The 17122-nt window shown below is 33.7% G+C and carries 9 protein-coding genes; 8 read left to right on the plus strand and 1 reads right to left on the minus strand.

Annotated features, from left to right (window positions below):
- Positions 1–2 precede the first annotated feature (2 nt).
- Positions 3–455, plus strand: coding sequence for a DUF4296 domain-containing protein (locus ACM55M_RS03695; RefSeq protein ID WP_416856149.1), 453 nt, complete (start codon positions 3–5; stop codon positions 453–455).
- Here the strand turns inward: ACM55M_RS03695 and ACM55M_RS03700 are convergent, their stop codons facing one another.
- Positions 456–1457: an NAD-dependent epimerase/dehydratase family protein gene (locus ACM55M_RS03700; protein ID WP_416856150.1), complete on the minus strand. Its 1002-nt coding sequence runs from the start codon at positions 1455–1457 to the stop codon at positions 456–458. It lies immediately after the preceding gene.
- 94 nt (positions 1458–1551) lie between these two features.
- Between ACM55M_RS03700 and tyrS the strand changes: the two genes are divergently transcribed.
- The 7 genes from tyrS (at position 1552) to ACM55M_RS03735 (ending at position 17113) form a co-directional block, all read left to right on the plus strand.
- Positions 1552–2844 carry a tyrosine--tRNA ligase gene (gene tyrS, locus ACM55M_RS03705; RefSeq protein WP_416856151.1) on the plus strand — a complete coding sequence of 431 codons (1293 nt, stop codon included), beginning with the start codon at positions 1552–1554 and terminating at the stop codon, positions 2842–2844.
- A 314-nt stretch (positions 2845–3158) separates the two neighbouring features.
- Positions 3159–7238 carry a hybrid sensor histidine kinase/response regulator transcription factor gene (locus ACM55M_RS03710; protein WP_416856152.1) on the plus strand — a complete coding sequence of 1360 codons (4080 nt, stop codon included), beginning with the start codon at positions 3159–3161 and terminating at the stop codon, positions 7236–7238.
- Between the two features lie 665 nt (positions 7239–7903).
- Positions 7904–10801 carry a SusC/RagA family TonB-linked outer membrane protein gene (locus ACM55M_RS03715; RefSeq protein ID WP_416856153.1) on the plus strand — a complete coding sequence of 966 codons (2898 nt, stop codon included), beginning with the start codon at positions 7904–7906 and terminating at the stop codon, positions 10799–10801.
- 29 nt (positions 10802–10830) lie between these two features.
- Complete coding sequence (locus ACM55M_RS03720; protein ID WP_416856154.1) at positions 10831–12393, plus strand: RagB/SusD family nutrient uptake outer membrane protein; 1563 nt, start codon at positions 10831–10833, stop codon at positions 12391–12393.
- Positions 12394–12413: 20 nt separating this feature from the next.
- Positions 12414–13550, plus strand: a complete 1137-nt coding sequence (locus ACM55M_RS03725; RefSeq protein ID WP_416856155.1) for a SusE domain-containing protein — start codon at positions 12414–12416, stop codon at positions 13548–13550.
- Between the two features lie 125 nt (positions 13551–13675).
- The gene (locus ACM55M_RS03730; RefSeq protein WP_416856156.1) at positions 13676–14749 is read left to right on the plus strand and encodes a glycoside hydrolase family 53 protein; all 1074 of its coding nucleotides are present in this window, start codon (positions 13676–13678) and stop codon (positions 14747–14749) included.
- A 51-nt stretch (positions 14750–14800) separates the two neighbouring features.
- Positions 14801–17113, plus strand: coding sequence for a glycoside hydrolase family 2 protein (locus ACM55M_RS03735; RefSeq protein ID WP_416856157.1), 2313 nt, complete (start codon positions 14801–14803; stop codon positions 17111–17113).
- Positions 17114–17122: the final 9 nt, after the last annotated feature.

The raw sequence follows: 17122 nt of genomic DNA on the forward strand, positions 1-17122 counted from the left end.
AGATGAAGAAAATAATATCACTTTTAGCGATTATTTCCATACTCATAAGCTGTAAGGAGGAGGTAGTGAAAAAACCAAATCGTCTTATGGAAAAAGAGGTCATGGTTGATATTATGTATGATTTGTCATTGCTGGAAGCTATTAGATTAGAAAATCCGATGTCTTTGGATACTTTTAAAATAAATCCTAAAAAATATATTTATAAAAAGTATAAAATTGATAGTCTGCAATTTGCACAAAACATTGCATATTATGCTTCTGATTATGAAGAATATGCAAATATTGTTGCTCAATTAGAAGATAGGTTTACTAAAAAGAAAGCAGAGATAACCGCATTGATTAAGGCTGAAGCAAAAAAGAATAAGAATAAGAAGAAAAAGCCTGTTGTAAAACCAGTTTCACCAACAACCAAACTAATAGATTCATTAGAAATCAACCAAAGAAAAAGACTTTAATTACAAGTTTGAAATTTCTTTGATGTATTGATGAATGTCTAAAAATTCAGTATTCAATGCAGTCGTAATTTTTTCATTGGAATACTCATTTTTTGAATAAGACGCTTTTGCAATAGCGCTAGTTAGCTGTCTTTTTTGCATAAAAATATTCGAGAGTATCCAGTCTATTTTCCAGCAAATTTTCATGAACAGAGGTTTTGCATGAATAGCAGGTCTTTTTACAAGAAGAGTATCGGCAATGCTATTTAAGATATCTCGAAAAATGATATTTTTTGCAATTAATGTAAAGCTTTCGTTCTGAATTTCGCTTTTCATTAACTGTGTAGCGATTCGGACCACATCAGTCACGGCAACAAATCCCGAACTTCCCAAAGTGTAAAATGACATTCCTTTTTTTACTTTCATAAAAAGTTGTCCGCTTCCTTGTTCCCAAAAACCGGGACCAATAATCACACCCGGATTCAGAATTATCACTTGCAGTCCTTCCTGTTGCCCACGCCATATTTCCATTTCGGCGCCATATTTAGAAATGGCATAATCGCTATGTGGCTTTTCGGGATTCCATTCGGTTTCTTCTGTGATGACCTTTTCGTGAGAGGCTAAATCGCCAAGAGCAGCGATTGAACTCATATAACACAGTTTTTTTATTGCATTGGCAATACAAAAATTGACAATATTCGCGGTTCCTTCAATATTGGTTTTCCGAATTAAATTTTCGTCTTTTGGATCGAAAGAAATCAAAGCGGCGCAATGATAAACAGAATCGATTCCCTCAAAAGCTTTTTCTAACGCCGGAACGTCGGTAATGTCAGCCTGAATCCATTCGATAGCATCAAATAAATGAGGTTTTTTGTATAAATGAAAGAGATTTTTGGTCTTTTCTATACTTTTTGCCTCGCGATAAATAGCCCGTATTTTTTCACTCCCGATGCTGCGGGATTCAATTAAATGAAGCAATAAATGGGCACCTACTAAACCTGTTCCTCCTGTGACTAAAATCATGCTACGAAAATACGAATAATTTTTTTCGAATAACCGAATAAACAAATAACCGAATCCACAATAAATTTTATCTTTGTGCAAATTGATTAAAAAGATGAAGAATTTTATTGAAGAAGTGACTTGGAGAGGAATGCTCCACGATGTTATGCCCGGTACAGAAGAACATTTGATGGAACAAATGCGTGTGGCGTATGTGGGAATTGACCCAACTGCCGATTCATTGCATATTGGACATTTAGTAGGGGTGATGTTATTGAAACATTTTCAGCTATCCGGACACAAACCATTAGCATTAGTGGGAGGTGCAACAGGAATGATAGGTGATCCATCCGGGAAATCCAATGAAAGAAATTTACTTGACGAAACGACATTGCGTCACAATCAAGAAGCTATAAAAGGGCAATTGGCTCGGTTTTTAGATTTTACTTCCGATGCGGCGAATGCGGCAGAACTAGTGAATAATTACGACTGGATGAAGAACTTTTCATTTCTGGATTTTATTCGGGATATTGGAAAGCACATTACGGTAAATTATATGATGTCCAAAGATTCAGTTAAGAAACGTTTGTCATCTGAAGCTGCCGAAGGAATGTCGTTTACGGAGTTTACATACCAATTGGTTCAAGGATATGACTTTTTACATTTGTACAAAAATAAAAATTGCACGCTACAAATGGGAGGAAGCGACCAGTGGGGGAATATCACCACTGGTACGGAATTAGTGCGTAGAATAGCACAGGGTAAAGCCTATGCATTGACTTGTCCGTTGATTACAAAAGCGGATGGGACAAAATTTGGAAAATCAGAAGGTGGGAATATTTGGTTGGATTCGGCCAGAACTTCTCCGTATAAATTTTACCAATATTGGTTGAATACCTCAGATATTGATGCGGAGAAATACATTAAGATTTTTACTTTTTTATCAAAAGAAGAAATTGAGGTTCTAACCGAAAAACATAGAGAAGCGCCGCATTTACGCTTGTTACAAAAACGTTTGGCAGAAGAAACTACCGTAATGGTGCATTCCGCGGAAGATTTAGAAAATGCCATTAAAGCTTCGAATATTTTGTTCGGGAATTCTACTTCAGATGATTTGAAACAATTGGATGAAGCAACTTTTTTAGATGTTTTTGACGGTGTTCCTCAAGCCGAAATTGGAAGAAATGAAATTGAAGCTGGAATAAATATTGTTGACGTTTTAAACGAAAAGACAGGTTTTTTGAAATCGAATGGCGAAGCAAGACGTGCTTTGACAGCAAACTCTATTTCAGTAAATAAAGAAAAAGTTGCAGAAGATTTTGTGCTTTCTAGCAAAGATTTAATCAATAACCAGTTTGTATTGTTACAAAGCGGTAAGAAAAATTATTTTGTATTGAGACTTGTTTAATCGATTAAACAAATCAACAATTAAACTTTATAAAATATCAAATTACCACGAATATCAGAATTATCAAAACGTCCCAATACCTCGAAAGAGTGGTTGGGATTTTTTTTTGTCTAAAAAGCTGCAATTTTATTTAAATTGTATTTCTGCATTTTATCTAAAGAGCAGGCGTTAAAATTCATTATTAACAGAATAAGGCGGATGTAGGTTTCAAATGTATATATTTGTTAATTAGAACCAACTTCTCGGAAAGTATGTTTTTCAAAATAATACATTCGATACTTTATTTCTAGGGATTTCTTAAATCAAATTTGACATTGAAAACTAAACTACTACACTCTTTTTTTGCCTTAATTTCCCTTTTAGTATCTGCTGTTTTTACTCCTTGTTTTAGTCAGTCGCAAGTTATATTTAATAAAATAAATCAAACGAATGGACTGTCTAATGATAGAGTCAGAAGTATTGTAAAGGAAAAAAATGGATTCGTTTGGATTGGTACTGAAAACGGTTTGAATCGGTATGATGGGAACAAAATAAAGACATACAATAAACAAAATAGTGTTTTAAGTGCCAATGATATTTCCGATTTGCTAATAGATCATAAAGGGAAAATTTGGATTGCTACCTTTGGAGGCGGTTTGAATTTATACAATCCTTCGAATGATAAATTTGTTACCTACAAAAACATTTCCAACGATACTAACGCGATTCCTTCCAATGAATTGAATACCCTTATTGAAGATTCAAAAGGAACGATTTGGATAGGAACAAAAAATGGACTTTCTTTTTTTAATACAAAAAAACAAACATTTAAAACGTATAAGTTTCAGGCCAACAATAAAAAATCATTAAGTCATAATGATGTTAGAAGTATTTATGAAGATGCGAATAAAAATCTTTGGATCGGTACTTTTGGTGGCGGTTTAAATAAATTCAATCCCAAAACGGGAGAGTTTGTACGCATTAATTCTTCCAGCACTATGTCGCCGGATTACATCCATTCCATAAGCAGTTTGAATAAGGATGAAATTCTAATCGGTACGAGCGGGAAAGGATTGCTGACATTAGATGTAAATAGTTTAAGCTTTCAAAAAAAAAATTATGGAATAGATAAAACGATTACGATTGTACGATGCATAAAAAAGGGAAAAAACGGTGCTTTATGGATTGGAACAGATGGCAATGGGCTTTTTAAAATAACCAATGTAAATAGTGCAAAACCAATTGTTTATAATTATACAAATGACTCCCAATTACACTCCTCAATTTCCAGTAATGCCATCTATAATATCATGGAAGATGAGAATTCTAATATTTGGTTAGGAACGGCATGGAATGGTGTTGATGTTTTAAGTTTTAATAAAGACTATACTTTTTTGTCTAGTACCGATAAAGGAGGAACTCCCGTCTCCGTATTGTCTGTTTATAAAAATAAGGATACTTTTTTTATGGGATTGGACGGAAAAGGATTGACTGTTTTACAAGAAAAAACAAATACCGTAAAGCGCTATAGTAGTGAGCGAAAGAATTCAATAGGAGACGATTATATTCAGTATATAAAAGAGGCTCGTAATGGAACTCTTTGGATTGGAACCTTTGTGAATGGTCTGGTAAATTTTAATTACAAAACGGGTTCTTTTACGCAATTCAAACAGGATATTGCAAATTCCAAATCGTTAAGTTATAATGATGTTCGTTATATTGTTGAAGACGAAAAAAACAATATTTGGGTAGCTACTTGGGGTGGTGGTCTCAATTATTATACTGTAACTACAAAAGAATTTAAAAGTTTTAAAAAGAAATTAGGAGATCCTTTTTCTATAAGTAGCGACAATGTAATCTCACTTCAGAAAGACGGGAATTTAATCTGGCTGGCTACTTTTGGTGGCGGAGTCAATCTCTTGGATACCAAAACCAACCGTTTTAAAGTTTATAAAAGTTCAGCGAATAATCAAAACTCCATTAGCAGTGATTATGTTTATAGCATCTTAAAAGATACCAAAGGCAATTTGTGGATTGGAACCGCTGGGGAAGGAATTAATCTTTTGGATAAAAAGACCAAAAGAATTAATCGTTTTGAAAAACATAAAAATGTCCGTTATCAGACTGTAACGGCAATTATAGAAGATAACAACGGATTAATCTGGTTTAGCACCAAACAAGGGATTTTTAATTATGATTATAAAATAAAAAACTTTAAAAGCTTTTCAAATCTTAAAGGGGATTATCATATTAACTCTTGTTTCAAAGACGAAAAAGGGATGTTGTATTTTGGTTGTTCTAAAGGAGTTATTAAATTTAATCCCGGGACAATCAAGGTTAAAAATATAACCCCAAGAGTGAAATTTACAAGTTTTAAACTTTTCAACAAAGAAGTTGCAATCGGGGAAGACGAAATTTTAAAAAGCGACATTGCTTTTACTAAAGATATAATTTTAGAATATGACCAGGATGTCATTACTTTTGAATTTGCGGCAATGCAATTTCCATCCTCTGCGACTTGTGAGTACCAAATTAAAATGGACAATTTTGATAAAAATTGGCGATCAATAGGTAAAGCTGGGACGGCTACTTATACGAATCTTTCACCGGGTAAATATGTTTTTAAGGTTAGGAGCAGAGAATTGGGAAGCAATTGGACAAATGTATATAGTGCTGTAAATATTAAAATATTAAAACCTTTTTGGTTGGAATGGTGGGCCTTTTTAATTTATACCCTTTTGGTAATTCTAATTTTATATGTTTTTATAAAATACATCATTACTTGGGAAAAAATGAAAGCGGATTTAAGATTCGAGAAATTCACACATGAAAAAGACATTGAACTCTACAATTTAAAACAAGATTTTTTCACGAACATCTCCCATGAGATCAGAACGCCGGTAACGCTGATTTTGAGTTCCATAAATAAATTATTAAAAAATAATGACTTTCCCGAAGACCATCAACAAAATTCTTTTGGAACCATTAAAAAAAATGGAGAATATTTACTTAATCTGGTGAATGAACTTCTAGACTTTAGAAAACTGGAGCATCATCAAATCAAATTAAAGGTTGTAAAAGAGGATTGGGTCAAGTTTAGCAAGGAGATTTACCTGTCTTTTAAGGAATTTGCCTATCAGAAGGACATCAAATTTGAGTTTGAATCCTCAAGCGAGATGATCGAATTATGGTTTGACAAAAATCAGATGGAGAAAGTGCTTTATAACTTATTTTCGAATGCATTAAAATTTACAAACACGGGAGGCACCATAAAGCTTTTTGTTACAGAAACGGAAGAAACAGTACAAATAGAACTAGTGGATGAAGGAGTTGGGATTTCAAAGAAACATCTTTCGAAAATATTTAATCGGTTCTATCAAGTCAATGATTCCAATAGTGTCAATGGAGCCGGTTTTGGATTAGGGTTAACGATTTCAAATGAAATTATAAAGCTGCATCATGGAGAAATAACCGTTAAAAGTAAAAAAGGTTCCGGTAGTACCTTTATAATCAGGCTAAAAAAAGGAAATTCTTATTTTGGACAGGATGAAATCGGAGGGGATGAAACCAATGATGAACTTATTGAAAATTACTTTACCAGTAAAAAAGGCAATGAAAAAATAGATGAGCAAAGTCATCCTGCTGTAGATGGTTCTGTAATCAAAGAGCAAACCCTACTTATTGTAGAAGATAATGCGGATATATGTAACTATATTGTTGAACTTTTTTCGGATGAGTTTATTGTTTTACAAGCTTCCAATGGAAAAGAAGGATTGGAAATTGCGTTGGAAAAATTGCCTGATCTCATTGTGAGTGATGTCATGATGCCTGTAATGGATGGAATAGAGTTGACCCATAATTTGAAATCAAATGCGAGTACCAGTCATATACCCGTTATACTTTTAACGGCCAGAACTTCTTTTATGCATAAAATGGCAGGTTTTGAAACAGGTGCAGATGATTACATCACAAAGCCTTTTAATGAGTCGCTCCTTCGTGCCAGAATCAAAAATATTTTAAAAAACAGAGCGCGATTACATGAAATATTCCGTTCAGAGGATTTTATGTCTATTGGGGACTTAACCAAAAATAAATCAGACCTTGAATTTCTTCAAAATCTAGGACAATTGATTGAGGAAAATATAGATTGTACTGATTTTTCTGTAAATGTGGTCGTTAAGCATTTGGGCATGAGCCATTCCGTAATTTATAAAAAACTTAAAGTATTAACGGGTTTGTCACTTGTAGAATATATTCGAGAATATAAATTAAAGAAGGCAAAACAATTACTCTTGAAAAAAGAAAATACAGTAGCTGAGGTTTCTTATTTGGTAGGGTATTCTGATCGTAAATATTTTAGCAAGCTCTTTAAAGAACGTTTTGGCAAAAATCCTTCCTCTTATTTAAACGATTAATGATTATATAGGTCTTGGATTATTTAGATAATTATACAATGTACTTTTTAATTCCAACAGAAATTCGGTATAAGGTGAAACCTAAAATTCACCAACTGTTTTTTGCCTATTACCGACGACTGTAATTCCGGATTATAGACCCCAAAAGAGTGTCAATTTTTATTTCACAGAAAAATTGATACTCCTTTTTTCTTCGTTTAATATTCTATTCTTACTTGGCGAGGACTAAAAAAGGAAAGTTTTTGTAAAGTTGCATGTCTAATTTGGTTTGGCCTTAAGACAGCTGTAATTTTTAAATAAAAAAACAAGAATAATTTTAAAAATAGCTTTTTTTTCTTGTATTCTTAATTTTACTGGTATTTTATCCCGATAAAACGATTTTGTCTCCCTATAAAGATGAATTAATTCCCCTTTGATTTTTAACGCTAAAACTAAATTGCAACGTTTTAGAACCACTTGTTTTTTTAAAACAAATTAAGCAAAACAACCAAAAAATTTAATTATGGAAAAAACAAATTAACATTAATTAATCCAAAACCAAATTGAAGAAATCAAACATTTTACAATCAAAACAGAATATGAATTCAGAACTAAAGCAAAAGAAAAAGAGAACTTTAATAGCTTTTAAGCTATCCTATTTCATGATATTTTTTTTAATACCTCTTATGTTTTTCGGACAAAAAACAGCCATTAAAGGTGCCGTTGTAGATGAAGCTACTAAGGCAACTCTTCCTGGTGTAACGGTAACCTTAAAAAATAGTAGTAATTCTACTATTTCAGATAGTAATGGGAATTACCAGATTAATGCAAATAATGGAGATATTATACTATTTTCATTTGTAGGGTATAGAACAATAGAAAAGAAAATTTCAGGGAGTATATTGAATATATCCCTTCATGAAGAGTCTAAAACACTGAATGAAGTAGTGGTTATTGGATATGGATCTACAAGAAAAAAAGACCTTACAGGTTCAGTAACACAAGTAAGTGCTAAAGATTTCCAAAAAGGATTTGTAACCAATGCTGAGCAACTTATAGCCAATAAAGTTCCTGGATTGCAAATTACACCAATAAGTGGAAAACCTGGAGCCGGAAGTTCATTTTTATTAAGAGGAGGAGCTTCATTAAGTGCTTCCAATAATCCGTTATTCGTAATTGATGGAGTTCCTATTGGTCTTAATGACGGACCTGGAGTACTAAGTGCTTTGAATCCTGATGATATCGCTTCTTTTAGTATTTTAAAAGATGCTTCAGCCGCCGCAATTTATGGTTCAAGAGGGTCGAATGGAGTTATAATTGTCACAACTAAAAATGGAAGAAATGGAGATTTGAAAGTTTCATTTGTTTCTAAGCTTTCTGCGTCGAACAATATTTACAAACAAGATGTATTGTCTGGAGATCAATATAGAGAAGCTGCAAAGCAAGCTTCTTTAGTTTCAGGTATACCTATTTCTAATTTTAATTTAGGTACAGCAAACACGAATTGGCAGAATGAGATTTATCAAACGGCTTTGACAAAAGACAATTCAATTAGCTTTACAGGAGGGATAAAAGTATTACCATACCGCTTGTCATTGGGATATTTAGATCAAGATGGTACTCTTAAAACGGGTAATTTTAAGAGAAATACAATCTCGCTTAATATTAATCCAACTTTTTTTGACAATCATCTTAAAGTAAATTTAAATGTAAAAGGAATAACTCAAAAAGAAAGAAGAGCCGATGAAAGCGCTATTTACGCAGCTGTTACATTTGATCCTACACAATCAGTTAAAGACCCAAACTCAATTTATGGGGGCTATTGGCAATATTATGAATTTGCATCAAATCCAGCCGTTTTACATGGTCATAATAATCCAGTGTCTCTATTAGAACAGGTCAATGACAGAGTTTCAAGTCTAAGAAGTATTGGGAATATTCAATTAGATTATAAAGTACATTTTTTTCCAGATTTAAGTATAAAAATAAATACCGGTTATGATGTTGCGAAAGGAACCTGGAATTATACTGCACCAGCCAATTTTTTCCCAGCAATTATTTCTAACGGACTGGTGACTAAAGGCGATCCAAGTTCTAAGACGGAGAATGTATTTTCAGAAACTACGTTGAATTATTTGAAAGAAATTAAAGCTTTAGACAGTCGTATCGAGGCTTTGGCAGGACATTCATATAACGATTTTAAAACAACCAACTATTATTATCCCTCTTATGATGTAAATGGGAATGTGCAGCCTGGTTCTACTCCGAATTTCAATTTTGATATTCCTCAAAACACTTTAATATCTTATTTTGGAAGATTAATGTATACGTTTAAGGATAAATATGTTCTTACCGGAACGTATAGAACAGATGGCTCTTCAAGATTTTCTAACAAAACAAGATGGGGTTCATTTCCGTCTATATCGGCTGCTTGGAAAATAAACGATGAAAATTTTTTGGTTGACTCTAAAGTTATCTCAAACCTTAAATTTAGAGTGGGATGGGGTATTACAGGACAACAGGAAGGAATAGGTAATTATGGCTATATCCCAATATATAATTTAGGGGCTTCCAATATTAAATATCCAATTGGCAATAATTTTATACAAGGGGTCAATCCTAGTGCGACTGATCGTAATAGAAAATGGGAGCAATCAAAATCTTTAAATATTGGTTTAGATTGGGGCTTGTTTAAAAATAGAATAAATGGAGGGGTCGATTTTTATCATAGAATTACCGATGATTTATTAAACGATGTAACCATTCCTTCAGGGACAGATTTTGCCAATAATATTGTTAAAAATATAGGGAGTTTGGATAATAAAGGTTTTGAAATCAATACTAATGCAGTTCTGATTCAAAAAACGAATTTTAATTGGAATTTAGGAGTTAATTATAGCTATAATGAAAATAAAATAACAAAGCTTTCTATAGGAGACAATTCGGGTGTTGGTTTATTTAGCGGTAACTTATTGGTAAATACGGTCGGATATTCTAGAAACACATTTTTTGTTTATCGCCAAGTTTATAATGCACAAGGAAAACCTATCGAAGATCAAATGGTAGATTTAAATAACGATGGTGTTATAAATGAACAGGATAGATATAGAACCGAAAGCTCCACCCCAAAACATGTTATAGGTTTTAATACCGCCTTTAATTACAAAAAGCTAGCCTTAAGTATGGCGTTTCACTCCAATCTTGGACAATATGTGTTTTATAACCCTAACGATAATTTATCTGCTATATATGATGGTATAACGCGTAATAACATACACCAATCGTATTACAAAACTAATTTTACGCAAACCGGAAATAACAATCAAAAGTATAGTGATTATTACTTGCAAAATGCTTCCTTCTTAAAAATGGATAACATCAACTTAAGCTATGATTTTGGGAATTTAATAAATCCTAAAAAAGATAATAATAATGTTGTCTTGTCCGCTTCTGTTCAAAATGTATTTGTAATTACTGATTTTACAGGAGGCGACCCGGAAGCATCGTATAATTATGGGACCAATTTTGGAGGTAATTATACTTCACCACGAACATATTCACTTTCTTTGAATTTAAATTTCTAAAGAAAACTTAATTTATTAAAATTATAAAAATGAAAAAAAGACTTTTTAAAATCAGATACATAGGGGTCATTTTGGTCGCTTTAATCTTTATATCTTGTACTGAAGATTTGAATCGATTCCCTACTAACGCATTGACAAACGAGACCCAATTTAACACGCTTCAAGGGTATAAACAAGGGCTTGTTTCTACTTATATTCAATTATCGGGGGCCAACAATTTTTTTTACAGAGGATATTGGGAATTGCAAGAACTTTCAAGTGATGAAGCTGTAAACACATGGGGCAGTCATAAAACCACAGAGTTGGACTGGTCTTCTGATCATGCAGAATCAGCTGATGTTTATAAAAGTGGCTTGTATCTAATTACGCTTTGCAACAATTTTATTATTGAAGCAGCACCAGAAATGGTAAGTAAAAGAGGGTTTTCTGAAGCAGATAAAACGGAGATTGCAAAGTACTATTCTGAAGTCCGTTTTGTTAGAGCCTATGCTTATTGGATGCTTTTGGACGTGTTCGGAAATCCTTCATTTGCGACCGAAGCGACATTGGCAAATGGGGATATTCCTAAACAAATAAAGCAAGCAGATTTATACCGTTTTATTGAATCGGAATTAAAAGCCATTGATGGAACTATGATAGCTCCAAAAACAAACGAGTATGGACGTGCAGATAAAGCCGCGGTTTGGTCGCTTTTGGCACGGCTTTATTTAAATGCCGAGGTGTATTCTGGCGAAGCACACTATACAGAAGCCATTGCCTATAGCAAAAAAGTAATTGATGCAGGTTATTCTTTAGAGTTAAATCATCAATGGCTAATGCTTGGGGATAATTATAAAAACACCAATGAATTTATTTTCACCTTCAATTATAATAATGAATATGTAACTTCTTGGGGAACAACAAATGTTTTTGCATTAGGAGCTTCAGGAGTTCCCGAAGAAATTAACGGCATGAGCGCTAGTTGGAATCTTTATCGTGTAACGCCTTCTATCCCCGCATTGTTTCCAATTAATAATCCAAGTGTAGATAAAAGAGCGGTGTTTTGGACTGAAAATGATGAGCCAAAACGTACATCCCAAATAGAATTTTTATCAAATTCAAAAAGTGGGTATTCAATTTATAAATACCGTAATGTAGATAGAGCAGGAGATAAAATTCCACAAAAAAACACCTATAATAATTTAAGTGACATTGATTTTCCAGTTTTCCGTTTACCCGAAATGTATTTGATTTATTCAGAAGCTATATTAAGAGGAGGTACAGGAGGTGATTCTCAAGTGGCATTAAGCAATATAAACAAAATACGAGGAAGGGCTTATGCCAACAATCCAAACAGCAGTCTGGGGAACATAGCTTCAAAAGATTTGAACTTAGAGTTTATTTTAGACGAAAGAGTAAGAGAATTGATGTGGGAAGGGTATAGAAGAACCGATCTTATTCGTTATAAAAAGTTTACTTCAGGAGATTATCTATGGGCTTGGAAAGGCGGTGTAATGAATGGAAAAGCAGTTGATAATAAATACAAATTATTTCCAATTCCAGTATCTGAAATTTTATCAAACCCAAATTTAAAACAAAACCCAGGCTATTAAAAATATAAAAGTAAACTAAGATGAAAAAATTAATCTATTGCGTATTACTAATTAGTAATGTACTGCTATTTAATAGTTGTACAGATGACAAACCAATTTTTATCGCTGATTTAGGTTCGGAAAAAATTGCTTTTACAAACAATTTTGCCAGCGAATATTTACTGTCCAAGGACACAAAAAACAATATTGCCGATCGATTTATTTGGAACGCCTCGATTTTAGGTGTGAATAGCAACTATGAAGTTCAAGCGGCAATAGATGAAGCATTTACAAAGCCAGTTTCAATTGGAGTTTCGAAGCAAACCAATATCACCGTTTTGGTAAGTCAATTATTGGAATTGGTAGATCAATTGGGTTTAGATGAAGACCCTAAAACTACTGATAGTACTGGGAAACCAAATAATAGCGGGGTTGTGTATTTTAGAGTGAAATCTAAAATTGGTAACGGTGGTGCAGGAACCCAAGAAATCATTTCAACAACTCACATGATAAATATTAAATTGATTGAAAAAGTGCCAACAAGTACCACTTGCAATCCTCTTTGGATAGTGGGAGATGCAATCAAGAATGTTGGATGGAATTTTTCAAAAACTACTGTTTGTGACTCTGATGTGCAGCGAGTTAAAGTTTCATTGCAAAATGGGAAATTTAGATTTTTTACTGCCGAAAATAATTGGGCTACAGGATTAAATTTCGAATACTATAAAGGCAAAGGATACACAATTGATGCTCGTTTTAAAAGCGAAGGTGCAGGGGATAATAATTTTGATTTTATTGGTACTCCAGGAATTTATGAATTAGTGGTAGATACTAGTAAAAAAACCATTGTATTAAATCCATCAGGTTCTTTTTGGGCTGTGGGTGATGCAACACCGGGGGGATGGAATTTTACTGGCGGTGAAACGGCAATAGTTGAAACCAGTCCTGATATTTGGCAAGCTACTTTTAAATTTTCAGCGGGTGTTTTTAGATTTTTCAAAACGCAAGGTCAATGGGATATCAATAATAATTATGCGTATTATAAAAATGCAGGATATACAATCGATACAAAATTGGAAAATGACGGAAGTGGGGATGCCAATTTTAAGTTCGTTGGTACCCCAGGAACTTATACGGTAAAAATCAATGCAATAGACAAAACAATCAAGTTAAATTAATAATTAGTAATCTGATTCTATTGGTTGATTCTAATAAAATTAACCAATAGATTTAAAAAAGAGTTGAGTAAAGAAATTTAGAACTCTAATAATACGTCTGTTTTTCAGGCTTTAAAAAAATTAAGATGAATAAAATATTTGTACAATTAAGACAGATTTTCATAGTATTAATTACATTGACAACTTTTTCTTGTAGTAATGCACAAAATCCAGAAGGTCCAAAGACAACTCCTGCGGAGCCAACAGTACCAACAACTTTTGCTTTTTCAAAAGGAGCCGATGTAGGATGGCTACCCCAAATGGAAGCTACAGGGTATAAATTTTATGATACAGACGGTACAAAGAAAGACTGCTTGCAATTGCTAAAAGACAGAGGAATCAACACGATTCGTCTTCGGGTTTGGGTAAATCCTTCCAATGACAAAGCAAGTGGACATTGTAGTCCTGCAGAAACAGTGGTTATGGCTGTTCGTGCTCAAAAATTAGGAATGCGCATCATGATCGATTTTCATTATAGTGACACTTGGGCCGACCCTGGAAAACAAACAAAACCCGCGGCTTGGGCAAACCATTCTTTTACGGAATTATTAAATGATGTTTATAATCATACGTATGAAGTTTTGAATTCTCTAAAAGCGGCTGGAGTAACTCCTGAATGGGTACAAGTGGGGAATGAAATTCCTGACGGCATGTTATGGCCAGAAGGGAAATCGGCTAATTTCGGTCAACTCGCACAACTTTTGAATAAAGGCTATGATGCCACAAAAGCAATCAATCCGGCTATCAAAGTTATTGTTCATCTTGATCAAGGAAATGATAATAGAAGATTCAGATGGTTTTTTGACAATGCTAAAGCAAACAATGTGAAATACGATGTAATAGGCCTTTCTTATTATCCATATTGGTTAAAAAGTGATTATAAAGCTACTATTGCTGATTTAGCCAATAATCTCAATGATATGGTTTCCAGATACAATAAAGAAGTTATGGTTGTTGAGGTTGGAGGGGATTATACCTTAGCCCAAAATACCAAGGATATGTTAGTTGCCGTAATTAATGCTGTAAAAAATGTACCCAATAATAAAGGACTTGGCGTAATTTATTGGGAACCAGAAGGAGAGAAAAGTTGGAGTGGCTATCAATTAAATACATGGCAATCTGATGGGAAACCATCACCGGCCTTAGATGCTTTTAAATAAATATAATTACTGAAGGATATGAAAATGATTAATAATAAAATTATCTTTTTAATGCTAATACTCTTGATTTTTTCTGTTGAAAAAGCCAATGCTCAATCGAGAACAAAAGTCGATTTTGGTTCGGATTGGGAGTTTAGAAGAGAAGAAAATGCCAATTCGAACTGGGAGAAAGTTACGATTCCGCACACTGCAAAAATAGAACCTTTGGTAGTTAATAACCAGTTTCAGGGTACGTCTTGGTATCAAAAAAAGTTTAAAGTTGGAGATTTCAAGAGCAAGAAAGTTTTTCTCTATTTTGAAGGGGTGATGCAGGAAGCGGATGTTTGGATCAACGACCAAAAAGTAACCAATCATAAAGGAGGATATTTGCCATTCACGGTTGATGCAACTCCTTTTTTGAAAACAAATAAAGAGAACCTCATCAAAGTAAAGGTGAACAATGAGGATAATCCTGAGTTTTTGCCTGGAAAGCCATTGAAGGATTTGGATTTTAATTATTACGGCGGAATCTATAGAAATGTATATTTGGTTAAAACTAATAAATTATACATTACCAATGCCGTTCATGCCAATAAAAAAGCAAGCGGTGGTATTTATGTGAATTTTGAAAAAATCAATAAAGACCAAGCTGACGGAAGCATTCAAGTGCATTTGAAAAATGAATTTTCGGGCAATAAAAAGGCTTTATTAAAATTTATTCTTACAGATAATGAAGGAGAGAAATCTGAATTTCTATCGAAAGCTTTTTCTGTTAAAGCCAATTCGGATAATGTGATTACCCAAAACATTACCGTAAGCAACCCAAAATTGTGGTCGATTTCAAAACCGAATTTATACCATTTGGAAGTTCAGTTATTTTCAAATAATAAAATCATTGACAGTTATTCGGAAAAGGTGGGTATTCGAAAATCAGAACTGAAAGAGGATGGTTATTATCTGAATGATGAAAAATTATACATCACAGGTACAAACGAGCATCAGGAATATCCGTATGTAGGGTATGCGATTTCGGATGAAGCTCAGTATCGCGATGCGGTGAAAATTAAAAATGCAGGATTTGATTTTGTTCGATTATCTCATTATCCACATGCTGAAGCTTTTTTGAATGCTTGTGATGAATTAGGAATCTTGGTGATGAACAGTTTAACGGGCTGGCAGTTTTTTGGAAATGAAACCTTCCAAAAAAATGCAATCAAAGATATTCGGGATATGGCCAGAAGAGATCGGAATCATCCGAGTATTATTTTTTGGGAAGCCTCCCTGAATGAAACGCAAATGAGTGAAAATTTCATGAAAGAAGCATCCAAGGCCTTAAAAGAAGAATTGCCTTTCCCTCATAATTATAGTGCTAGTTGGATTGACAACGCTAATTACGATTTGTTTATTCCTGCACGTCAACACGCAAAAGCACCTGATTACTGGACAAAATACAGCAAAGGAAACAGAAAAATATTTATAGCTGAATATGGTGATTGGGAATATTATGCGCAGAATGCCGGATTCAATCAAAAGGAATTTTCAAATTTGAAAGAAGATGAAAGAACTTCACGTCAGTTACGTAGCAATGGAGAAAAACGACTGTTACAGCAAGCCTATAATTTTCAGGAAGCAGCCAATTCGAATAGAAAAGGAGCACAGACAATTGGAGAAGCAAACTGGGTGATGTTTGATTACAATCGCGGATACAGTAATGATCTGGAGAGCTCTGGAATAAGCGATATTTTCAGAATTCCAAAATTTGCTTATTCTTTTTACCAAAGCCAGCGTAATGCCGATGTGGTTTTAGATTCAAAATTGGTTTCAGGGCCAATGGTGCAAATTGCTAATTATTGGACAGGAAATTCTCCTTTGGATGTGACTGTGTATAGTAATTGTGATGAGGTGGCCTTGTATTTAAACGATGCTTTGGTGTCTAAGGAAAAACCATTTGTAAACGGTAATAGTGATGCTTTACAACATCCTCCCTTTATTTTTAAACTGGATAAATTTGTTCCCGGAACCTTGCGTGCCGAAGGATTTATCAAAGGAGAAAAAGTGGTTTCAAATGTTGTGAAAACTCCTGAAAGCGCTATGAAAATCGAATTGAGTTATGATGTTTCGTCAAAAGCAATCAATGCGAATTCGCCTGATGTGGTTTTTGTATATGCCAAAATCACCGATGCGAATGGAACTGTTATACCAACAGCAACAAACGAAGTTACTTTTGCTTTAAGCGGAGAAAATGCAGAACTAATTGGAGAAAATCCGGTAAAGGCCGAAGCAGGAATTGCCACGATTATTCTTAAAACTAAGAATTTAAACAGTCCGATAATGATAAAGGTTTCGGGAGCAAATTTAGAATCTGCTACTCTAAAAATTAATTAAGGCAGGAAA

This window comes from Flavobacterium galactosi (assembly GCF_048158585.1).
Lineage (GTDB): Bacteria > Bacteroidota > Bacteroidia > Flavobacteriales > Flavobacteriaceae > Flavobacterium > Flavobacterium galactosi.